At 62.0% G+C, this 22,245-nt stretch carries 18 protein-coding genes, 1 tRNA gene and 2 pseudogenes; 9 read left to right on the top strand and 12 right to left on the bottom strand.

All coding sequences use genetic code 11. The features are described 5' to 3' along the window. Positions 1 to 122: 122 nt before the first annotated feature. The 3 genes and pseudogenes from IPV69_RS04220 to IPV69_RS04215 form a co-directional block, all read right to left on the bottom strand. Positions 123 to 464, bottom strand: a pseudogene (locus IPV69_RS04220) (winged helix-turn-helix domain-containing protein); the annotation flags it as partial. Between the two features lie 30 nt (positions 465 to 494). Further along, positions 495 to 626 (bottom strand): hypothetical protein, encoded by a 132-nt coding sequence (locus IPV69_RS27470; RefSeq protein ID WP_261361987.1) that lies wholly within the window; start codon positions 624 to 626, stop codon positions 495 to 497. A 2,130-nt stretch (positions 627 to 2,756) separates the two neighbouring features. Beyond that, complete coding sequence (locus IPV69_RS04215; RefSeq protein WP_206293666.1) at positions 2,757 to 3,005, bottom strand: hypothetical protein; 249 nt, start codon at positions 3,003 to 3,005, stop codon at positions 2,757 to 2,759. 233 nt (positions 3,006 to 3,238) lie between these two features. Between IPV69_RS04215 and IPV69_RS27795 the strand changes: the two genes are divergently transcribed. The 3 genes from IPV69_RS27795 (at position 3,239) to IPV69_RS27790 (ending at position 5,653) form a co-directional block, all read left to right on the top strand. Next, positions 3,239 to 3,490 (top strand): phage BR0599 family protein, encoded by a 252-nt coding sequence (locus IPV69_RS27795; RefSeq protein WP_206293665.1) that lies wholly within the window; start codon positions 3,239 to 3,241, stop codon positions 3,488 to 3,490. Positions 3,491 to 4,102: 612 nt separating this feature from the next. Then, positions 4,103 to 4,294 carry a helix-turn-helix domain-containing protein gene (locus IPV69_RS04205; RefSeq protein ID WP_206293664.1) on the top strand — a complete coding sequence of 64 codons (192 nt, stop codon included), beginning with the start codon at positions 4,103 to 4,105 and terminating at the stop codon, positions 4,292 to 4,294. A gap of 51 nt (positions 4,295 to 4,345) precedes the next feature. Then, positions 4,346 to 5,653: a tyrosine-type recombinase/integrase gene (locus IPV69_RS27790; RefSeq protein ID WP_206295635.1), complete on the top strand. Its 1,308-nt coding sequence runs from the start codon at positions 4,346 to 4,348 to the stop codon at positions 5,651 to 5,653. Here IPV69_RS27790 and IPV69_RS04195 read toward each other — a convergent pair. The 4 genes from IPV69_RS04195 to IPV69_RS04180 all read right to left on the bottom strand — a co-directional run bounded on the left by IPV69_RS04195 (position 5,604) and on the right by IPV69_RS04180 (position 9,666). After that, positions 5,604 to 5,686 (bottom strand) — tRNA-Leu (locus tag IPV69_RS04195). The two genes, IPV69_RS27790 and IPV69_RS04195, sit on opposite strands and share 50 nt — an antisense overlap. Positions 5,687 to 5,918: 232 nt before the next feature. Continuing rightward, on the bottom strand, positions 5,919 to 6,569 hold the full coding sequence (locus tag IPV69_RS04190; protein WP_206293663.1) for a carbonic anhydrase: 651 nt from the start codon (positions 6,567 to 6,569) through the stop codon (positions 5,919 to 5,921). Positions 6,570 to 7,554: 985 nt separating this feature from the next. Continuing rightward, positions 7,555 to 8,721 carry a zinc-dependent alcohol dehydrogenase gene (locus tag IPV69_RS04185; protein ID WP_206293662.1) on the bottom strand — a complete coding sequence of 389 codons (1,167 nt, stop codon included), beginning with the start codon at positions 8,719 to 8,721 and terminating at the stop codon, positions 7,555 to 7,557. A gap of 117 nt (positions 8,722 to 8,838) precedes the next feature. Continuing rightward, on the bottom strand, positions 8,839 to 9,666 hold the full coding sequence (locus tag IPV69_RS04180) for an SRPBCC family protein (protein ID WP_206293661.1): 828 nt from the start codon (positions 9,664 to 9,666) through the stop codon (positions 8,839 to 8,841). Positions 9,667 to 10,012: 346 nt separating this feature from the next. Here IPV69_RS04180 and IPV69_RS04175 point away from each other — a divergent pair, with 346 nt between their 5' ends. Beyond that, entirely contained in the window at positions 10,013 to 10,510 is a 498-nt protein-coding gene (locus tag IPV69_RS04175) for a response regulator (RefSeq protein ID WP_206293660.1), read from the top strand. A 50-nt stretch (positions 10,511 to 10,560) separates the two neighbouring features. Here IPV69_RS04175 and IPV69_RS04170 read toward each other — a convergent pair whose 3' ends face one another. Continuing rightward, a complete protein-coding gene (locus tag IPV69_RS04170) occupies positions 10,561 to 11,496 on the bottom strand; it encodes an SDR family oxidoreductase (protein WP_206293659.1) in 936 nt (311 codons plus the stop codon). A 270-nt stretch (positions 11,497 to 11,766) separates the two neighbouring features. On the opposite strand from IPV69_RS04170, the pseudogene IPV69_RS27080 reads away from it, so the two are divergent. The 4 genes and pseudogenes from IPV69_RS27080 to IPV69_RS04150 form a co-directional block, all read left to right on the top strand. Further along, a pseudogene (locus tag IPV69_RS27080) lies at positions 11,767 to 12,963 on the top strand (NAD(P)/FAD-dependent oxidoreductase); the annotation flags it as partial. Then, positions 12,946 to 13,365, top strand: coding sequence for a Rieske 2Fe-2S domain-containing protein (locus IPV69_RS27075; RefSeq protein ID WP_261362007.1), 420 nt, complete (start codon positions 12,946 to 12,948; stop codon positions 13,363 to 13,365). The pseudogene IPV69_RS27080 and the gene IPV69_RS27075, both read left to right, overlap by 18 nt. 377 nt (positions 13,366 to 13,742) lie before the next feature. Then, positions 13,743 to 15,719, top strand: coding sequence for an Ig-like domain-containing protein (locus tag IPV69_RS04155; RefSeq protein WP_206293656.1), 1,977 nt, complete (start codon positions 13,743 to 13,745; stop codon positions 15,717 to 15,719). 234 nt (positions 15,720 to 15,953) lie between these two features. After that, positions 15,954 to 16,409, top strand: a complete 456-nt coding sequence (locus IPV69_RS04150; RefSeq protein ID WP_206293655.1) for a hypothetical protein — start codon at positions 15,954 to 15,956, stop codon at positions 16,407 to 16,409. 24 nt (positions 16,410 to 16,433) lie between these two features. Here the strand turns inward: IPV69_RS04150 and IPV69_RS04145 are convergent, their stop codons facing one another. Continuing rightward, complete coding sequence (locus IPV69_RS04145) at positions 16,434 to 17,675, bottom strand: glycosyltransferase (protein WP_206293654.1); 1,242 nt, start codon at positions 17,673 to 17,675, stop codon at positions 16,434 to 16,436. Positions 17,676 to 17,799: 124 nt separating this feature from the next. On the opposite strand from IPV69_RS04145, the gene IPV69_RS04140 reads away from it, so the two are divergent. After that, the gene (locus tag IPV69_RS04140) at positions 17,800 to 19,011 is read left to right on the top strand and encodes a S1C family serine protease (RefSeq protein ID WP_206293653.1); all 1,212 of its coding nucleotides are present in this window, start codon (positions 17,800 to 17,802) and stop codon (positions 19,009 to 19,011) included. Here the strand turns inward: IPV69_RS04140 and IPV69_RS04135 are convergent. The 3 genes from IPV69_RS04135 to IPV69_RS04125 form a co-directional block, all read right to left on the bottom strand. Next, positions 18,983 to 20,638, bottom strand: a complete 1,656-nt coding sequence (locus tag IPV69_RS04135) for a hypothetical protein (protein WP_206293652.1) — start codon at positions 20,636 to 20,638, stop codon at positions 18,983 to 18,985. The genes IPV69_RS04140 and IPV69_RS04135 overlap by 29 nt on opposite strands. Positions 20,639 to 20,907: 269 nt before the next feature. Further along, complete coding sequence (locus IPV69_RS04130) at positions 20,908 to 21,864, bottom strand: MDR/zinc-dependent alcohol dehydrogenase-like family protein (protein WP_206293651.1); 957 nt, start codon at positions 21,862 to 21,864, stop codon at positions 20,908 to 20,910. A 61-nt stretch (positions 21,865 to 21,925) separates the two neighbouring features. Beyond that, complete coding sequence (locus IPV69_RS04125; protein ID WP_206293650.1) at positions 21,926 to 22,093, bottom strand: Flp family type IVb pilin; 168 nt, start codon at positions 22,091 to 22,093, stop codon at positions 21,926 to 21,928. Between the last annotated feature and the right edge of the window lie 152 nt (positions 22,094 to 22,245).

Here is a 22,245-nt window from a genome sequence, read left to right as displayed (position 1 = left end):
TTCAACGAGCGGCAGTCCGAAGGCCTGGGAAGGGTAACGCGAGCAGCGCGGTTAGCAGGAGGGCGTGGATGAGCTTCATAGTCTGAAGGGTGATGATTTACGGCTGGAGCATCAGGCCCGTCTCATCGAGAAACAGCACGCTTTTGACGTGTTTTCGCGCCTTTTTTTATGCGCGGCCAGACGGCTCGCCGCCAGTGCTCGATCGCATCGTCGTTGCGTTCCCTGGCCCGACGCTGCGGCTTCTGGCAGGACCAGCCGATCGAGAGCAGGATTCGCCAGACCTGGCTCGGGTGGTAGCTCACCGAAAAGTGCCGTTGGATCACTTGTGCGATCCGGTCCAGTGTCCACAGGTCGTTATCGAAGCCGTGATGCTTCGGCCCGAGCAGAAGCAGGCCGGCAATCTTGCTCCGCTTCGCCGCATCGAGCTTCGGCGGACGACCTGATTGCGGTTTCGCCGCCAACGCTTTGGTTCCTCCGCCGGACGCGAGTTGCCGTCAGCGACCGATGGACACGAGCGACACGCGCAACGTCTTGGCGACGGCGGCGGGCTTCATGCCCTGCTTCAGCAGGGCCAGCGCGTCGCGGCGTCGCTGTTCCAGAACCGCCGAACTCCCTTTCGGCCTCATGGAGGACTCCTTCCTGAATGGCTCAGGAGTCTTCGGCAGGACGAAGTGAGTTACATTGTTTTTTCAAAGAGCAGTAACCGAATCGCGTGCTCATCGCGTCGGCGTTGAGTGGAAGCGGGATGCTCGCGGCGAGCCAATGGCGTACCGAGCGAGCGACTTCGGAATCAAGATTCGCGGCGGTTGGTGGCTGTGGGCGTTCCATCGACTGGCCGGGCCGAAGTGGGTGGACGTTTGCAAGAGGATTGAGATCCTGCGTTCCGAGAACCTTGCCGACGGGCGATCTTGATGCGTCGCATGCCATGGCAGGAACTCGCACTTTCGAGCCTGTTCTTTCGCCAATCGACGGATCGCTTTGTCGAAGTGACTTTTGATACGCATACCTCAGGCAAAGTACGATCTTTGTTCTTGGATCAATCGCGCGGCAATCGGCGGAGGGGAGGAAGACAGAAGCATCTGCGAGTTGATCGAGCCGCCAGAATCATCAGACGTCTTGGAGCAACAGTCCCGAACGGCGACGTCCATCGCGATAGGTGTGGGGTGGACCTGAACGAGAACTCAGACTGGGATCACGACGAAGGCATTGGGACATTGATGTTCCAATGCCTTCCTTCATGGATTGAGGTCGGACGGGGAAATGGGGCTGTGATCGCGATGGCGCAGAAAGTGTCGAAGGATCACGCCCGGAAAGTGACCACCGTGCGGATTTATCGCTGTTCATCACCTATCACTGGACGTCCGTTCTCGGTTCGGTTGGTCCAAGCGCTCGCGGCAGGGGCATGATGCTCGAGATGGCTCAGGAGAGTTTTGGAGGCCGCGCGTTCTCCAGTCACAGGTGCTCAGTGCGATGGTCCACTTGGTGTCGCGGCCGGAACGCCAATCGTGCGGTCTCCGAGGGCTTATTACGTCGTGGCTTGGTTTGCGACCGAGCTACACGGCCGCCATGTACGGCACGACCGCAGGTCATCAGGGCATGGCTTTCCATCGGCGGAGGGAAGAAGGGTAAGAGGCGGGGTCGAACTCACGCAGATCACCACGCGGGGCGCGCTAAGCCTTCCGGCTCTCCGCTCCGCACAGAGGCTAATCTGATTCGGCTGCACGCCGCGAATTGGCACCTCACGCGGACTTTGAAGATACCGGTCGGATGTTCCCAGCTCCCCGTTTCGTAGGCGTAATCGTGGGGTGAAGGATATTCTTAACCCGGTAAATAGTACGAGCCAGATGCCGTAACGCTTGACTGCGCATCCGGCCGCAATGTTCAAGGTCGGGAACGTCCGACCAGACCTGTATCGAGGCCACCGTTTTTATGAGCGCTCCCCTGAAGATCAGTCCCACGTTACTTGCATCGCTTCCGACGATGCGTCTCGTAGCCGACGGCCCGCCATTGACCGAATTGATCTGCCCCTCAAAAGAACCGCTGCGGTTGGCGGAGCATTATCGTGATGCCCGCTGTCAGGCTGCCCCTGGTGAATGGACGTTAGCCTATGAGGCGCAGAAAGAGCGATGGGCTTTGCTGCTCAAGGTACCATGATTCTGACCCAAGAAGTCGTTCCAGCCGCGTCAGCTGGCCACAGGCGCTCCGCAAGGTCAGTAATCACCGCAGCACATAGTGGGAGCCGCGAGGGCGGGGGAAGAGATGGGGAACGACCGGGCCGCTGTCCAATCCTGGGTTGACCAACGTCCACTGACCTACATCTCCACCTTTGACGCACCTTCGCGAGGAGGTGTGAACGTCGAAGCTTCAGCTGGGCAGAGAGTTACGCTGTTCACCCACACCTTGAATACCTTTTTTTGGGTCCCATGTTACCCCATATAGATACTTACTCTTTTACTTCCTCTTTGATCTTTGAAAAGATGTGGAAGGTGTGTATTGAAGTCCTTATTCCAGACAAAACAAGAGTTTGCGCTCAATGACCTTTCTTCGGGAGGTGTGGGAAAGGTGTGAGAAGGTGTGTCATCTACCGGAGAGACGTGGGAGCCTCGCCATCTCGGACATCTCAGCCATCTCGGTCGTCGTGCCAAGGTTTCATCGTTTTCCGAGAGTGTGAGCATCACGCGGAGCGGCGGAAGGAAGTCTGCCAAGCTATAGCGTCCATGGGCGACGAACAACCATACCTCCCACCCTGGCCCGATTCATTTCTCCGCCATCGCCAGATCGAGGCCGTTCGTCGCAGAGCGCTCGACTGCGAACAGGGCGGAAAAAACTTCTGCCGACCTCTGCGATTGTTTCGGCGAATCGCGCGCAGTCATCCCGAACGCCGGTTCGCGACACATCGTGCCTCTTTCTCCGCCCCGCGCGCAACCAAAAGGCGGCATCGTCATGTTCAAACTTGACGAGAGGATGAAGAAAGAAAGAAAAACAATTTGGCTCTGGATGGCCAAAAGAACGGCATTCGAGGCGCGCTAAGGGATTTACTGAAGGGGCGCAAAGCGCTAATAGCGCCCCTAAGTCATTTTGCCGCTTCCTGCGAGTTGGTGACATTCCCGGCGTCTCGGTGACGGCATCCACGACGGCCGAAGCAGGAACAACCGACAAGTACATCGTCGTGCCTGGCAGTGCGATCGCAGGCGCTGGCGCAGACCCAACGGACTACTGGGCCTCTGGATAGGTCTTTGTGACGAGCGGTGCTGCTGCACTTCAGCACGCGCCGTTCCATCGCTACCAGTCAATTGGCGGGACTCACAGAATCTACCTGAGATACCCACTCCGCGTTGCGCCAGCCGAAGGAGACGGAGTAAGCATCCGGCGTGGGTGCCGGAAGACGCTAAGTGATTGTGAGGCCAGGCAGGGAGACACCGATCAGTTCGGCGGGTTCCCGAATACTCCATACGGACTCGTCAAACCGAAAAAGACAGATCACACATGAGGATTATCGAGAGACTGATGGATGTGGACGCTGCATCCGTCGAAGACTTTGGTAGCGTCCGCTACAGTCACGATATCGAACACCGGATTGCCTACCACCAGAATCGAATGGCCATGCCAGGAACACGGATCTCTGAACCCCGAAAAACTGAACACTTCTTGCGCCATCACAAGACAGGCGACCGAGTCAAAAGACCTCAACTTAGGCGCTGTCGGCATGCCGTCGCCACGACCGTTCCGCGCTGGGTGGTGGTCAATGCGCTCAGGGGTAAGTCCAAGTTGCCGCCCCATAGCGCGCCTCCAATGCCCTGCGCTTACGGAACGAGATCTGGCACGGATTTTGATTTGGTCCGATCGACTTCCACCGAGATCCGAAAGTGAACTCAGTACGTTGATCGACCACCGCAATCGCCGACTTCAAGCTGCGAACCGAGGCGTTCAAGACCCCACTCGAACTATTCCTCCGCCCTTGGCGGCAGCGGCTGAAGTTCGTAAAAATACCTTCGAACCTTGCTGTGGTCGTTTGCATGGCGCGGACTCACTCGACCCTTTTCAGCACCAAAAAGTGTGAGAGGATGCCCACATGCGATTACTCGAGAACAGTATCCGACCCATGCAGAAACTGATGTCCAGCCGCGAGGCCGCCACGTTCCTAGCGATCTCGCCACGGACCCTCTGGACCATCGTCGACCGCGGCGAGCTTGCCGCCGTCAAGATCGGGCGTTCGGTCCGATTCGACCCGGCCGACCTGATTGCGTTCGTTGAACGTGCCAAAACTCGGCCCGCCAGCGTGCTGGCCGCGTGATCTCGCCGGGCAGAAACTCAATCAGAGCCGGCCTCCATCGGAGCAACCCAAATGGCAAGCTTAATTGAAGACGGTGACAACCTGTGGCACATCCAGTTCTTTCGGCCGGGCGTATCCGGCCGACAGACCATCCGACCGGGCAAGATGCCGCGCCGCGACGCCGAGCGATTCATGGATAAGATCGAATCGCTCCTGTCAGCCCTGAAACAGAATCGCCCCGTGGACGACGCCACGGCGACGTGGGTCGCCAAACTGGAAGGCCCGCTGCGCACGAAACTGGAAGCCAAGGGACTTATCGCACCGGCGGCATCCGAAGCCAAACGCACGGGAGCACTCGGCGAGATGTTCGACAAGTGGCTCGGCTCGCTCGACATCAAGCTGAGTACACAGACCGCCTACCGTCAGGTTCGGCGTGACCTCGTCGCCTACTTCGGCGCCGATCGCGACATCGCAACCATCGGGCCACTCGAGGCCGACGAGTGGCGACAGGCGCAGAAGGCGAAGGGTCTTGCCGAGGCCACGCTCAGTCGCCGGGTGAAGACCTGCCGCCACTTCTTCCGCAAGGCGGTCAAGTGGAAGCTGATCCCTGAGAATCCCTTCGAGGACGTGAAGGCCGGCTCCCAGAAGAACGATGCCCGCAAACGTTTCATCAGCCAGGAAGTCGCGCAGAAGGTGTTGATCGCCTGTCCCGACGCCGAATGGCGGCTCATCTTCGCGCTAAGCCGCTACGGCGGGCTGCGCTGTCCGTCCGAGCATCTGGGCCTGCGGTGGGGCGACATCGACTGGGATCGCGAACGCATTCTCGTCCACGCGCCCAAGACGGAGCACTACAGCAACAAGGGAACCCGCGTCATTCCGATGTTCCCCGAGCTCAAACGCTACCTGCTGGAAGTGTTTCAGAATGCATCGGAAGGCTCGGAGTTCGTCATCACCCGCTATCGCAATCCCAACAGCAATCTGCGGACGCAGTTGATGCGAATCATCGACGTTGCCGACGTCGAACCATGGCCGCGACTCTTTCACAATCTGCGAGCGACACGGCAGACGGAACTTTGCGAGATCTTCCCCGGCCACGTCGTGTGCCAGTGGCTCGGCAACTCCGAAGACGTGGCGAAAGACCACTACCTTCAGGTGACCGACCAGCACTACGAACGTGCCGCCCAAATGACCGAACCGGGAGCGCAAAAACCAGCGCAGCCCGGCCGAGAATCGACTGGAAACACCTCGCAAAACGCCTGGCCGCAAAACGCAAAAACCGCTGGCGTGCCAGCGGTTGCGACGGAGTGCGAAAGTTCGCATTCTGTTAGGATGGCCTCAGAGGGACTCGAACCCTCACGCCTTTGGGGCGGTGGATTTTGAATCCACTGCGTCTGCCAATTCCGCCATGAGGCCAAAAAAAAGTTGCCGTCGCCGTTTCCGACGGACCTCCAAGGATACGAAAAGCGGGGGCCTGCCGCAACCTTGTGGCGATCTTTGCTTTGCGGCTATTCGGCTACCGCGCTCCGGGCTGGCGTTTGGAGTCGGGTGTGCAGCGGGGAATCGGAGGACGTATTGGCCGACACCTTACCTGAACGGGTTGCGCGAACGGGTTGCCCGACATCGGGAGGCCGAGGGGAGCCGAAGACTACCGCGGTCGTTGGGATGGTTCGGGGTCGTCTGGCAAAAAGCGTACGCCGCCCGATCCGATGTCGTACACGGCACCGACGAGTTTCATCTTCCCCTCTGTGCGTCGCGCGGCGGCCTCCGGCATCTGGTGAATCTGGCGAATGGTCCAGCGGACGTTCTCCTCGACCGCGTGCGCCAGTTGTGCATCAGGGGTAAGGCGCTCGTCGGGATCGGTCAGTCCGGGGACGATGTTGTCCACGAGGAGCTGGATCCGTGATTTGTGCCTGATCCCGTCCACTTTCGTCGCCATCGCCGCCTGTACCGCGCCGCAGTTCTCGTGTCCGAGTACGACAAACAACTGCGTGTGGAGGTGGGTGGCGGCGTACTGCATGCTGCCGGCGACCTCGGCCGACAGCGTGTTGCCGGCGACGCGGATGACGAACAGTTCGCCGAAGCCGGCGTCGAACAGCAATTCCGGCGGCACGCGTGAGTCACTGCAACCCAGGATGGTCGCGTAGGGGCTCTGGCCGATTGCCAGGTCGGCCAGGATGTCCTTCTGCACTGTGGGGAACTGGGCCTCGCCCCTGCAAAACCTCTCGTTCCCTTCGATCAGACGGCGCAGTGCGTCATCGGCGCTGACGGGAGGTGTAGTGTTGCGGGTCGAAGCCATGATTCGCTCTCCAAAGCAGTGGCCCCCGGCAACGCTGCGAATGGTAGGGAATCAAGCGAATGGCTCAAGCCTCGGCTGGCGGGACGGTTCGGCGCGATGGTCAAAACAGTTCCGGGGGACGGGAAGCGACGATCGTGAGCCGCACCGGCTACTCGTGGAACTCGCGTTCGAAGTATCCGGTGGGTCGCTGCCGATCGTGTGAAAACTGGCCGAAGTTGAACATTGACGAACAGATGACAGTTCGTATAATGTTTGGTTGTCAAAATTCTCTGGAAGCTGGCAGTACCGTCGTCCGGCGGACTGCGATCGACGAGTTCCCGCGCGGGAGGTCGGTCGTGCCGTCGTTGGCTGATCGCTTTATTCAGCGAACGACGCCCCTGTCTCGCCGGTGCCTACAAAGTCACTGAATTACTCCGACCGACAACCAAGGCCGGGGCTTGCCATGCGCGATGCGCACCAGGAAACGTCAGGCTGGGTCAGATCTGTCCGCATGATGAGCCGTCGGGTTCGTTCGGCAGACCAATGAGGCTTGAGGATGGAATCTGTCGGTGCGTGATGCACCTCCCACGGCCTGGAAAGCCCCGTCATGGACAGCGGTCGAGAACAAGACTTGCGCGCAATTGGGTTCTGACGTTTGAAGTTCGTCTTGATTCTCGGCTTCGATTGGCGATCTCGGGTTCGTTCGGCGATCTGGGTTCGTTCGGCAAACAAGCCGATGGTGCGGCGCACTGGCAGAGCCTTGGGTGCGGAGCCGACTCTCGGGTTCGTTTGGCGGCCGGGACTTTGCAGTTGGACGTTCGATACCGGAGGTTCAATGTTCCCACTTTGCCTTCAACCTCGGGTTTGTTTGGCCATCTCGAGTGACGAGAGTGCGTCGGGAACCTTCGACCCAATCCCTTCCCCCGGGAGTACCGGAGGAAGGGATAAGGTTCGAGTTCGTTCGGCGACGTTGAGTTTGACAGGGAGTCGGCGAACTGAGCACCCATCAGGGCTTGAGTACAACCTTGATGCAGCCGGCTTCGCGCTTGGAGAAGGTGTCATAAGCCTTGGGCGCATCCTCCAGTGCGAATCGGTGGGTAATCACGAACGATGGATCGATCTGCCCCTTGGCGACGCGATCGAGCAGCGGAGCAAGGTAGTTGGGGACATGGGTCTGGCCCATTTTGAATGTCAGGCCCTTTTGCATCGCCGCGCCCATGGGCAGCTTGTCCACGAGTCCGCCGTAGACACCCGGGATGGAAACGGTGCCTCCCTTGCGGCAGCAGTTGATGGCTTGTCGCAGGGCGTGGGGGCGGTCGGTTGCCATGAACAGTGTTGCCTTCACGCGGTCGTATAGCGCGTCGAGGGTCAGCCCATGAGCTTCCATTCCGACGGCGTCGATGCAGGCGTCCGGGCCGCGACCTCCGGTGAGGTCGAGGAGCTTCTCGTAGACCCATTCGTCGTCGATGTCGATGGTGGTTGCGCCGGCCTGGGCGGCCATCGCCAACCGATCGTCCACGCTGTCGATGGCGACGACCTTTTCTGCGCCGAGCATGAATGCCGATCGAATGGCAAACTGTCCGACCGGTCCGGCACCCCAGACCGCGACCGTGTCGCCGGGCTGGATATTGCAGTTCTCCGCTGCCATGTAACCGGTCGGGAAGATGTCGGTCAGGAAGACGACCTGTTCGTCGCTGAGGCCTTCGGGGACCTTGATGGGGGCGATGTCGGCGTAGGGCACCCGAACGTATTCGGCTTGGCCACCGGCGTAGCCGCCGGTCAGGTGCGAGTAGCCGAACAGTCCCGCCGTCGTGAATCCGTAAGCCTGTTCGGCGACGGCGGCGTTCGGATTGGTATTGTCGCAGCAGCTCCAAAGTCCGCGTTTGCAGAAGAAACAACCACCGCAGGAGATTGTGAACGGAACCACAATGCGGTCGCCGACGTTCAACTTCCTGACGGCTTTGCCGACTTCGACGACTTCGCCCATGAATTCATGGCCGAGCACGTCCCCCTTCTGCATGCCGGGGATGTAACCGTTGTAAAGGTGAAGGTCCGAGCCGCAGATACACGTCGTGGTCACCTTGATGATGACATCGGTGGGCTGAAGGATCTTGGGATCGGGAACATTACAGACTTCGACTTTGTGTTTTCCGCACCAGGTGACAGCTCGCATGATCTTGGTCCTGTGGTTGAGAGCGATGTTGAAGATTGGGAGGGTTTGCGCGATCGGCGGATGCCGTACGACCCTGGAAGCCGAACTGTCGGCCACGGTTTTCACCGTACGCCGCGATCAGCACGTGCATTCGCCTTTGGACTGCCCTTCGATGGTCGGAATCTCGCCGGCTTCCATCAGTTGCTTGAATCGGCGAAGGTCAGACTTAATGAGATGGGCGGGATCTTTCCCGAACAGGGTGGCGACCCATTTGCCGACGACATCGCCGGGAGGGATGTAATCGAGCACGACACGGACCTCGGTGCCGCGGTCGCCCGGCGCGTCGAGGAAACGCACGGAACCGGCGTTGTCAACGTCGGCGCCGCCGGCCGACTTCCACGCGATCAACTCGTCTTGCACTTCGTTGACGATCTCGGCGTCCCAACTAACAGTCGAGCCGGCTGGCGCGTGAATCTCCCAGTGCCAGCGGTCGCCGCCGAGCGGGGCCACTTTTTTCAGGTGCTTCATGAAACGGGGCAGATTTTGGAAGTCGCGCCAGAAGGCGAACAGTTCGTTCCGCGGTTTCTGAATCGTGAAAGCCGACTGAACGTGTATGCCTCGTTTGTAGTAAGACTCCGGTGTGGCTTCCTCGGCAGAGTTGCGGTGAATGACCGTGTTCAGCGGACAATGACCCGTGTAGCCACGGCGAATGAGCCCGCCTGCACCCGCGAGCATCGCCAAGCCGGCGAGCCCACGCATTTTCATACCGCCAACGGCAAGCACCGCGCCGGCGACCATGGATGCCAGCCGCTCAGGATCGCCGACATTCTTCGTTTTGCCTGTCTCCCGGCTCTGCGCGCCAGGAAGGCTGCCCGGCGTGGACATGCTGAAGGGGTCACGGGTTTGTGTTTCACGCCACGCGTTCTTGTCCCGCGACGCGTTCTCATTCACAGCCTGTATTGTCACGTTCGACCTCCACGATGTCGTTGCCTGAAGATGATCTGCCACTCGCCGGAGGCCATTGCAACGACGGTGCCGTCGCTGCAACGTGAAGGGAAACTCGAACGCGATCAGTCCCGCCGCGTGGCCGCAATCTGGTGCCGCCCCAATGCGACGGAACTGCGGTTTAGTCCGCTCCCCGGCGGACGTCTGGATGAAAACCTTGCCATGCAACGGGTCGAAGGAACGGCAGGGCGGACAGGATGTCACACTTGCAGAAATTTTTCAGGCTCGCGCGGTGCGGTGACGCTGTCTATCATCAGACCGAAGTTTGACGGCCGGATTGACGCACGTTGCAACGAGGTACATCACCATGCTGGAACACCGAAAGGGCAACGCCGTGCCCTCTGGCGAATCCGATTCCGCGAGGTGTCATCCAGGGCCGGAGCGCAGCAGAGCTGGCTGCACGAGGCCGCGCATCCTACTGGTCGAGGACGACGACCTGTCGGCACGGATGATGGCGAAACTTCTGGAGGACGAGCAGTTCGAGTGTCGTTATGCCACCGACTATCGAAGTGCGTTGCGCACGGCCAGCGAATGGATCCCCGACTTTCTTGTCTGCGACATCGACCTGCAATCACGGCGCGATGGTTGCGACGTCCTGCGATCGATGCGAACGGCTTACCAGACGATCCAGGGCATTTCCGTGAGCGGGCTCGAGTTTGGCGAAGCCCGGGCCAGGAGCGAGCAGGGCGGGTTTGCGTTACACCTTTCGAAGCCGATCGATGCAGCGCGGCTCATCAGTTCACTGCGATCACTGATGCTGTCGCCGCCGCGAGCGTCGGGACGATCGCCGGCAGCGTCCGAGTGAATGCTGCGGGATCGACGGGATCGACGCGCGTCGCGACAGGATCGGCAAGGTCATCCTGCCATGGTTTCGCCGCCGGACTGTTCGAGCACGACGCCGCTGATGAACGAGGAATCGGCATCGCTGGCGAAGAAGACGTAAGCCGGTGCGATCTCCTCCGGCTGACCGGCACGACCCATCGGTGTCTTCTTGCCGAAGGCGGCGACCTCTTCAGGCGGAAGTCCACGGTCGGCGGGATTCAGGGGCGACCAGACCGGGCCCGGGGCGACATTGTTGACGCGGATTCCTTTGTCCACCAGTTCCTTGGCGAGCACCTTGGTGAACGAATCGATCGCGCCTTTGGTGGCCGAGTAATCGTACAACGATCCGCCCCCCTTGAGGCCGGCGACCGAACTGGTCGCGATGATCGCCGAGCCTGGCTTCATGTGTGGCACCGCCGCCCGAACCAGATAGATGTAGGCGTAGATGTTGGTCTTGAATGTGCGGTCGATCTGCTCGTCGGACAGATCCTGAATGTCGTCCTGGCGATCCTGCCAGGCGGCGTTGGAGACGAGAATGTCGAGCCGCCCGAAGGTTGCGACCACGCGCTCGACCGCCTCGCGGCAGAACGCACTGGTGCGGACGTCGCCGGGAATCAGCAGACAACGCCTGCCGGTTGCCTCGACGGCGGCGCGAACTTCCTCTGCATCGACCTGTTCCTGGGGCAGGTAGACGATCGCGACGTCGGCGCCCTCGCGGGCATAGAGGTAGGCGACGGCCTTGCCGATGCCGCTGTCGCCGCCGGTAATCAGCGCCGACTTGCCCTCGAGTTTTCCCGCGGCCTTGTAGAGCGGTGCTTGCCAGCGCGGCTTCTGCGTCATGTCGGCTTCCAGGCCGGGCTTGGAAAGCTTCTGCGGCGAGTACGGAGGCGAAGGCTCCTTCTGGGTCTGCGGGGTGCTTGCGGACGCGACGCTGATTTTTCGGCCGTTGCCGTCGGTGTCTTGTTGCATGGTGTTCACTGGGGAGATCGTGCATGAAGCTTCATTTCATACGTGTCGATCTCTTTGCATGATGCGTGCCACCCTGCGAATTGGGGCCTTTTGAACCTGTGTCGGGCATATGCGCCGCAGTTCAAGACATGCTGTCAGCGAGTCAGGACAACCTTGCGCACGACTGGAGCAGTTCGGTAGCACGACATGAATGAAGATTCACCGGGATAGTGCAGCTTCATTGGTATTTCGAGCGCTGACGCCGGTAGGTTTCGCGCCAAGGATACTGCGATGTCTAACGCACAAAGCATCCCAGCAGAGTTGATCGTGGCGTCGGGTGCGAATCCGTCTGGCAGAACCGATCCGATCTGGTACCGCGATTACACGCCGCCAAGCTTCTCGGCGCTCAAGGCGAACATCCGGTCGGACGTTTGCATCGTTGGGGCAGGTATCGCGGGGCTGATGGCGGCCTACCTGCTGGCCAAGGCGGGTCTGTCGGTGACTGTACTCGAGGCGAAAGAGGTTGGCGGTGGCGAGTCGGGTCGAACCAGCGCGCATCTGGCCAGCGCGATCGACGATCGCTTCTACGAGATCGAACGCGCCCACGGTTAGACGGGGTCTCGTATCCAGTATGAAAGTCATGCGGCAGCGATCGATCTCATCGAGAAGGTCTCCAAGGACGAAGGAATTGAATGCGGATTTCTTCGGCTCGACGCGTATCTATTCGCCGGTCCGAAGGAGGTGCCGTCCCTGGCGCGCGAAGTCGAAGCTGCCAAGCGCGCGGGGATGCCCCATGTGGAGCAACTGGCCGCCTGCGATGCCACCGGAACCCGCAGGCAGCCTTGCCTGCGTTTCGGGCGACAGGCTCGTTTCCAGCCGCTGATTTTCATGGGCGAACTGGCCGGGCGATTGTCCGCGATGGGCGTGCGCGTCCATACGCACACGTTCGTGAACGAGCTGGCGACGGTGAAGGGCAGTGTTAAGGCGTCCACCTCGGACGGATTCGAGGTGACCGCACGATTCGGCCTGGCCGCCACGAATGTCCCCTCGGTCATCAACAACTGGGCGGGTATCTACACGAAGTTCGCAGCCTATCGAACCTACATGGTGGGTCTGGAGGTGCCCGCCGGCGCGATCGCCGACGGCCTCTATTGGGATATGCTCGACCCGTATCACTACGCCCGCCTCGAACAGGGGCAGGGCGGGGGCGAGCCAGCGATTCTGCTCGTTGGCGGGGAAGACCACAAAACAGGACAGCACGACCATCGGCCCGATCAGGAACAGCGGTTCGCCCGCCTCGAACAATGGGCTCGCGAGAACTTCGACGGTGTCGGCAGGCTGGCCTGGCGTTGGAGCGGACAAGTCAATGAGCCGGACGACGGCGTTGCCTTTATCGGCGCTGTTCCGACCGCGGATAATGAACACTGCTACGTCATCACCGGCGACAGCGGGATGGGACTAACCCATGGAGTGCTCGGGGCCAAGTTGGTCACCGACCTGATAACCGGAGTCGAATCGCCCTGGGCGGAACTGTATCGACCGCAGCGAAAACCCCTGAGCTCGCCTGGGACGTTCCTGAGCGAAAACCTGAACGCCGTTGCTCAATACGCGGCCCTGCTCACGCCCGGCGAGGTGTCGTCGGTGGACGATATTGCCGTGGACTGTGGGGCGATTCTCCGCAAGGGGCTGACCAAGGTCGCGGCGTATCGCGACAAGGAAGGGCAGATTCATCAGTGCTCGGCGCTTTGCACCCATCAGCAGGGTGTCGTTGTGTGGAACGACGTCGAGAAGTCCTGGGATTGTCCGGTTCACGGAAGTCGCTTCTGCCCCGAGGGCCGGGTACTGACCGGACCGGCGGTTGAGCCACTTCCGCCGCTGGCGGAACCGTGATCCCGACGATCCCGATTCGCCGTTGGAGTGTTAATACAGTGATAGCAAGGGGTTTGCAGGTGCTCTGGCTGCGTCTTCCGATCTGTCGGCTCGCCCGACGCGGTCTAGAGTGTAGAATAGGTGTCGGTGTGTAATTATTGGACGCCGCGTAGGCCCGGTGAACGGGGCAAGGCGTCAGCTTGGGGTGGATTGATTTCGCCCGCACGGCTTGAGGTTCGGCCTGCGGACAAGCTTGTGCCTTCAGAGGCCGATACCAACGGGAGTGGGCTTCTTCCGGCGACTTGACCGGAAGCGCCGCTACGCGTTGTTAGTGCTTCGCCGACTTGTAATCCCCATGGCGGCGAGAATGCTGCCGCCTGGGAAGGACGTTTGGCCTGATGAAAGACAACAAGGCAACCTCGGTCCATCACCCCGACTACGCGCAGCGGGGGACACAGTCGTGTCGACGGTCGTCCCGCTGGCTTCGCCTGGGCGTGGTTCTGCTGCTCCTGGCGGTCGGAGTAAGTGCCGCCGTCTGGGCCAAGGGGCGTGGATACAAAACTGCAATGCTCCGGGTGATCTTCCCGGAAAGTCCGGTCTATCTTAGCAAGCCGACGGTCGTCGCGGTGCGCCCGGCAGACATGACCGGAGGCGTGCCGCCGGACGCCTTCATCGCCGCCGACGTCAGGCTTCCCAACAAGGGGAAGGTCATCGACCGTAAGACGCTGGAAAACGGCGTGATGCTTCTAAAGGGCAACGCACGCGAGAAGGTCCCTGCGCTGGTCAATACGAGCGGCGGGGGAGATGCGATTGTGCTCCGTCCGCTCAAGCCGCTGGAACTCAACGCACTCTACACGTTCGAAGTGCTGCCTGCCTTGAAAGATACGGGAGGCGCGTCGTTCGAGCAGCACAGCACCACGTTCTCGACCGCTGCGGGCACGGTTTACAGCGAGTTCCCAGCCGCAGCCGTGAAGGTGGAACAGCCGCTCTCGGCGGGCAACTGGTATACGGGGCTTGCTTTTGGGCCGGACGAACGGCTCTACGCGAGCACGATCGCAGGTCAGGTGGTGCGATTTGATGTCGCAGCAGACGGGTCGCTGTCGGCTCCGAAGGTCATCACGACCGTGCTGGCGGCCAATCAGGGCCCGCGCATCATGACGGGCCTGACGTTCGACCCCGCCGCCACGCGCGACAACCCGATCATCTATGTCGCTCACGGCACATTCCCGTTCGATCGGATGCCCGAAGGGGACAACGTCCGCAGCAAGGCCGGTACGCCTCACGGCATGAGCAAGAAGGTCATCCCCGACTGGAGCGGCAAAATCAGCCGCCTGTCGGGCCCGAACCTCGAGAACTATCAGGACATCGTCGTCGGCCTGCCCAGGGCGCGGCACGATCACACGACGGGGCAGATCAGTTTCGGTCCGGACGGCGCGATGTACTTCGCGCAGGCCAGCAACACGGCGATGGGTGAAGCCGACCACGAATGGGGATACCGTCCGGAGCGCTTGCTGACGGCATGCGTGATGCGACTCGACATGAAGCGTCTGTCGTCGCTCCCGCTGAACTCGCAAACCGCAGGCGCGGAAGTGAACTACGATCCGTTCGCCGACGGCGCTCCGTTGACGATCGTCGCCACGGGAACCCGCAACTGTTACGACCTGCTGTTCCATAGCAACGGGCGGTTCTATGCCACGCTCAACGGCTCTGCCCGCGGCGGCAACACGCCCGCCGGCGGACCCAGCGACGTGCGACGATTCGATCAGGCCGCCGCGGGCGGCTATGACGGCCCGACCGTTCCCGGCCTCAAGGAGGTCGGCACCCAGAACGACTACCTGCTGCGCCTGGAATCAGGCGGCTACTACGGGCACCCCAACCCACTGCGTGCCGAGTTCGTGATGAACGGCGGCAATCCCACCGCAGCCATCGATGCCTGCGAGGTGGCGGAGTATCCCGTCGGCGTCGTGCCCGACCGCAACTACCGATTCCCTTCGTTCGACTTCGGCAAGAACCTTTCGCCGTGCGGCATGACCGAGTACCGCGGCCAGGCGTTTCCGGCGCTGCGGGGCAAAGTGCTCGTCGTGCGGTTCTCCGGCGGCAAAGACATCATCGCTCTGACACCCGGCGACGACGGCGACATTCGCCACTTCGTCACCAACCTGGACGGCTTCACGCACTTTCACGATCCGGTCGACCTGTGCGTCTCGCCGGCGACGGGCTACATCTACGTTGCCGAGCACACCGGTCGAAAGATCACGCTGCTTCGGCCGACGGAGCAGAACCGGTCCGCCAGCGCCATCCAGCAGGATGTCATTCCGCCAGGCCGCAACGGCCCGGCGAGCATCCTTCCGATGGTCAGCACGCCTCGCGAATAGCAGCGGTGCCTTCGAGCGGCGCGGACACTGCGCCGTTTAATGCGATTGCAGTGATGCCAGCGACCCGACGACCGCGGCGTGGGTGAGCACCGCCAGTTTTATCGGACTCGATTTTACGTCAGTACAGGGGTTCCCGGTTTTATACGACCTGGCGCTAAAGCGGTCGGCCAATGCACTCGATGATGCTTGTGGAGCTTAACGGAGCGATGTTGGAGCCCGTTCAGGAGAAATGCCATGAGCCAGGAATCAGCAGATAAGTTGTCGATGGTCGATCCCCAAACCGACCTTGTGGTCGAACCGCTCAAGGCGGCGGGGGAAACCGAACGACGCCAGAGCGAGGTGGACCGGCGTACGGGCCTCGACCGGCGTCAGAAGTCGCGTGATGAAGCGGGCTATACCGGCCCTGAGCGGCGGGTGAAGAGCCGTCGCGACGAGACCGGCCTGGAACGCCGTCGCGGCGCGGGGATTCGTCGTAGTGATGACCGTCGTAGCGCCGAGGAGGGCGAGATGCACAGTGACCAGTTCGAGTTCGTGATGGCCGTCGAAGCGTACAAGAAGGTCAACAAGAAGCTCTATCCGACCTGGACGGAGATTCTCGAAGTGCTGCGGCAGCTCGGCTATCGCAAGGTGATGCCGCGCGAAGTCACGCTCGAGAACGTGCCCGAAGCCCCGCTGGAAAAGGCCGCGTAAGGACCGTCGATCAGACCCAGTCGCTCAACCGGGGGGCTGGGGCTCGGTAACGGCCGGCCCGCCGACGCGACGGCCCTTCCAGAGGTTGCCACCGCGATAGTGGTACTGGAACGCCGACGAAGCCGCGATCGCCTGGTAAAGCGCAATGCTCACCGGCATCAGCACCGCGTGGTAGAGCGGCAATCCCATGTGGCGGATGGTGCGGGCGTGAATCGCCGCCTGTGCCGCGACGATCGCCGCGGACAGCGCCAACGCCGTCCAGCCCGCGGGCGACGGAGCGGCGATGACCCATATCAGCGTCGCGACCATATATACCGGCGGCAACACCGCCACCATCATGCCCACGATTAGTCCGACCCAGAACTTACGAGGCTGATAGTCCATGCCCGCGTAGGCGTTCTTCGCCAGACCTTCCCAGAGGTCGTTCCAGTCTTCATACATGTGGGTGGTCACGAGGTTCCGGGTCAGCCGGGTGTGAAGCCGCACGCCCATGGACTTGGCCCGTCGCGCCAGCTGCACGTCTTCCACAATGTGCGACCGCACCGATTCGTGCCCGCCGACTTTCTCGTACGCGGATCTGCGAATCAGGATGAATCCCCCGGCCGCCAGCGCGATGGAGCTGGCCGGGTTGTTCACGCTGCCGAGGGGGAACACCATTCCGAGCGTCGTCAGCAGCGCGGGTAGTCCGATTTTCTCGCTCCAGTGTCCCAGCACCATGTGTGGCAGCACGCTAAGCATGTCCGCGTTCTGCTCCCGCATGACTCGCACAGCCGTCGCGAGCGCGCGGGGATGGAAAGCGCAGTCGGCGTCGGTGAAGCAGTAGATTTCCTCGGCCGCCTGCTCGGGCGTTGTGTCCAACGCGACCGACGGCAGGCCCCGCGCGAACGTCACCCCCGACGCCACCGCCCAGGATTTGCCCATCCAGCCGGCAGGCCGCTCCGTTGTCCGCATGTGGATGAGCTCCGGGTGCACGCGCGAAAGTTCTGTCAGCACGGTAGGCGTGGTGTCGTCGCTCTGATCATCGACGATCAACACGCGGAGACGGGTGTATTCCTGACGGCAATAGGTCGGCACGGTCCGCGGCAGAACGGCCGACTCGTTTCGCGCCGGGGCGATCAGCGTCACCGGAGGCTGCGTACCGTCCAACGCCCCTTCGCCCGCGTCTGCGTCAAGGGGCTCGGTAAAGGTCGAACGGTGAACGGGACTCAGGTACAAGCCGATCCAGACCAGCGCGATCAGACCAAGAATGATCAGGGTGATCGTCATGGCGGCATCTTAGGCGATCCGCCGCCGCTTACGACGCGCCGGCGGGATCCGCCGCGACTCAGGGTTTCGGGCGCAACGCGCCGGGCGCGTGCCGACAAGCCCGTTGCGGTGCTAAACTTCGGATATGAGCCGCGAGCCCGATGCCCCGGAGTTCTTCGTTTACCCGTCCGCCACCGGCCGCCCTGTTCCTGTTGCTGGCCCGACCTCTACGCGCTTTCGAGAGCCGCGGCGGTCCATCCTGCCGCTGCTGGCGATCGTGGCGTTCCTGAGTGTGATGGTGACCAGCGTGATCTGGCGTCTGACGTCACCCGATCGCCCGCCGGCGGTCGAATCGCGGAAGGTCACCCCCGCCGGCGAACTTGCCGCCGACGAGCGGTCCACCATCGACCTGTTCAAAGCCGCAAGTCCTTCGGTCGTCTACATCACGACGCTGCAACAGCGGATGGACTTCCGGACGCGTAACGTGATGGAGATTCCGGCCGGCAGCGGCTCGGGATTCGTCTGGGACAGCGCCGGCCACATCGTCACCAACTATCACGTCGTTCAACGCGCCAACGGCGCAAAGGTCACGCTGTCGGATCACGGCACCTACACGGCGAAGCTGGTCGGCGTCTCGGCACTCCATGACGTGGCAGTGCTGAGCATTGATGCGCCGGCGGCCAAGTTGCCGCCCATCCGTGTCGGCACGAGCCATGATCTGCAGGTCGGTCAAAAGGTCTTCGCGATCGGAAACCCGTTCGGCCTCGATCAGACGTTGACCACCGGTATCGTGTCGGCGCTGGGCCGCACGATCCAGAGCCCGACGGGCCGTCCGATCGAAGAAGTCATCCAGACCGACGCGGCGATCAATCCCGGCAACTCCGGCGGCCCGCTGCTCGACAGCTCCAACAGGCTCATCGGCGTGAACACGGCGATCTACAGTCCTACAGGGTCAAGCGCTGGGATCGGGTTTGCCGTCCCGATCGATACGGTCAAGCGGGTCGTCGAGGAAATCATTCTTACCGGCAAGTACACACCGCCGGTGCTCGGCGTCGCGATGGATGCCAGGGTGAATGAACTGCTCGCCAAGCGCACGGGCAAAGAGGGCGCGTTTGTGCTGGGTGTCACTCCCGGCAGCGGGGCCGAAGCCGCCGGCCTGCGCGGCGCGGCGCAGGACGAGAACGGCCAGATCACGATCGGCGATGTGATCCAGAAGGCGGGTGGTCGACGGGTGCGAACGCCGGACGACGTCTACTCCGGGCTTCAGAAGTTCCGCCCCGATGACTCGATCGAACTGGAGGTGCTTCGCGACGGCAAGATCGAAACGATCAAGGTGAAACTTGGGCGCGGGGATTGACGCCCGGCGGCGTTTGAGCACCGAGCCGGGGCGATCTACTCGCTTCAACCTGATTGGCAAAGAGCCACCAGATGGTGCGATCATTCGCTTCGCCATGATTGGTGAGCGATGCCGACGCGTCGATCGCGACCACTGTCGCTGAGGAGCCAGGGAAGTTGTATCGGAGTGTGGCCTGCGGTCCGGCACCGGGAGCGATCAGACCCTCGCGATACGGAGGCGGATCGATGCCGTTGGGTCCGACGCCGCCCATCGTCGCAAAGCCATTGCCCGGGCCAGACCAGCTGTCCGCCGACGCCATGCCCTCGAACGTCGGGCGTCGCGTCGCCAATGGCGCATAGGAAGTCGCGAACCAGTCCCGCGAGCTGTAGACGACTACGACCGACCGAACCATGCGTCCGGTCGCGATCGAGTGAAACGCGCCGGGTGCCGCGGCACTCTGCAATTTCGGCGGCACGGCCGAATCGATCGGCGGCGCTCCGCCCATAGCCCAGTGGTTGACCAATGGACTCAGCAGCAAGAGCGAATCCACAAGCCGCGGCGCGGGCCCGACGACGGCATCGGGGCTGACGGCGGGGGCCGTTGATGGCCAGGTCGCCGACGGTGCTGATGCCCGCTCCGGCGTACCTGCCGCTTCGTCCGCGGCCGGCGTTAGTGCCGCCAGCGCCGCCCCGGCGCCGAACGAATGCGCCACGACGTGTACGCGCGGTCCGTTCGTGAGCCGAACCCGGTCCATCAGGTCACGCAGGCCCGACCGCCCCAACCGGTAGGCCCGATCGTTGATGACCCTTAAATCCGCGGACCGGATCGCCCACCGGCGCAGCTCCAGGACATTCAGTCCGTACTCCGCGGCATTGTCCTTCGCCGCAGTACCGTCGGTGGTCGGGCGTTTCACGGTGACCGCAACGGTCCGAAGCGCATCTTTCCAGACCTCCAGCAGTTCGATCGCCGACATCGGTGGCAACGGCGTCGCCGAGATGCCGATCAGGCCGAAACGGCTCGCTTCGACCGTCCGCCTCACCGGCGGACTTCCGGCAGTGACGGCGTAACGCAAACCAGGCACCGACGGCTCGTCCTCCGGGCCGAACAGCGGCAAAAGACAGTCGGCAAGGTCGATCTGCTCCGGCGGGGTGGGGCCGAGCGGGCTGGCCAGCATCTTCTCGAGGCGCGTCGCCCGCAGGTCATGCCCTCGATCGCGCAGCGCCTGGATCAGCCGCTGAACGGACTCTTCGCTGGGGTCCGTCGTCAGCACGCTCAGCATCGCTGAACGATCCACGTCCGGCCGCATTGGCGATCGCCGCGCCTCGCTGCCGAACGCGGGATAGGCTCGGTTAAAGACTTCACCGGGCCAGACGACGCCGACATAAAGTGGTTTGTAGGCCGCGGGCCGGGTCGTGGCGTCTCCGGCCCAGGTCCGGGCGCGCTCGTAACCGGCGGCAAAGGCATCCATCCAACCGATGGCGGACTGCCATCCGTCATGCCACCCGGGGCAAAGCACGTAAACGTCCGTGTATCCACCATCGCGGACCATCGCTTCCAGGCCGGCGACCGCGCGGGGGTTGCAGGTCAGACCTTTCGGGCCGAACGGAATGACCACCATCAGCGCATTGCTGCTGTCTCCACGCGGCACGAGCCGTCTGAGTTCTGCTGCGGGAGGGTCCCACTGCGGGGTGTCACACTGGCTCGAGCCCGGAAGTGATGTACAACCGACATGAAACAACACAGAAAGAGCAATCGAAGCCGAGGCCAGACGGCGAACCCAGGCTGCTGCGATCGGGGCAAGTTCGGTCATTTGCGGCACTCTCCCGGACGAAAACTGACGTTGCAACCCGCACCATTGTCGCCAGTCGCAAGCATCGGGCCAACTGTCGACCACCAAAGCTCCGAAGATTGCCTGCCTCAGTCCATGGACAACAGCACCTTCAGAACACCCGGTCGACCGGCTAACTCCATCGCGGCGACGCCCTGATCGAGTTTCATTCGCCGATGAATCAGGCTCGCGACGTCGATTCGCTTCTCGCCGAGGGCGCGAATCGCCTCGCGAAACGGTCCACAGCGGCTGCCGACGACATTCACTTCGTCGATCACCAGTGGCGCAAGATTCAGCGGCTTGCCCTGCGCGACAGTGCTCTTGAGCACGATGGTCCCCCGCGGGCGGACCATCTGCATGGCCAGCTCGAATCCGCCGGCAGACCCGGTGCAGTCGACGACCACGTCCTGGTCGTGACGAGGGACGATGTCCGCCAGCGGGCGGCTTCGGATCGACCACTTTTCACACAGTGCCAGCTTGTCAGGGTGCTTGCCGATGACACGCACCGGCGCCCCGGTCTCCCGAAGGGCCTGTGCGACCAGCAGTCCGAGCCGGCCGTCGCCCAGAACGGTGACCCACTTGTTGCTGTCGAGCTTGATTTGTTTGACCACCTGGTAGGCGGCGGCGAGCGGTTCGACGAAAACAGCCTGATCGTCGTCAACGGTATCAGGCAGGACGTGCAGATTCGCCGAGGGAAGTCGCACGTAGTCGGCGAACGCCCCGTCGTGGTTCAGAATGCCCAGTACCGATCGGTTTCTGCAATGGGTGCTCAATCCGGAAAGACAAAGGTCACAGCGGCCGCAAACCACGTTGATCTCGCCGACGACCCGCTTGCCGATCAACTGCCGGTCGGCGGAATCGACCACGTCCCCGACGAACTCGTGACCCAAGATCCCCTTGTAACCCATGTAGCCGCGTGTGATCTCGAGGTCGGTCGAGCAGATGCCGGCCTGTCGGACGCGGATGAGGCTGTCGCCCAAAGAGTGCAGGGGCTCCGACTGGCGGGGCTGGAACGAAAGCCGGCTGTCGAAGACCAAGGCGCGCATCGTCCGGGCAGTGTAGCCGGAAGCGGCCGCGTGTCACCCCCATCGAGCCTGCGACGGCGCTTTACATGCTGGAGTTCAGCGAGGTCCAGCGGGCCAGAACCTTGCTCCCTACACCCTTGATCGCAGCGATGGCTGCCACGACGATGAGGCCGGCGATCAGCGCGTATTCGAGCACCTCGCCACCCTTTTCATCATTGCACATCCGCTTCAGAACAGACGTCAGATTCATCTCATCTCCTGTTGAGAACTGGTAAGGCCCACGCACTGAAACATCGGCATGTAACTGGCAGCGGTTAAGCCCGAGATAGGTAAAAAACAGAGTCTTCCTCGGTGATTCACCGGGCCGCTGCATTCCCCGAGCGGCTCCGGCTCAGAAACATG

The organism is Humisphaera borealis (assembly GCF_015169395.1).
Lineage (GTDB): Bacteria > Planctomycetota > Phycisphaerae > Tepidisphaerales > Tepidisphaeraceae > Humisphaera > Humisphaera borealis.
The sequence above is the reverse complement of the archived record's forward strand: the minus strand, read 5'-3'. Positions and strand labels throughout refer to the sequence as shown.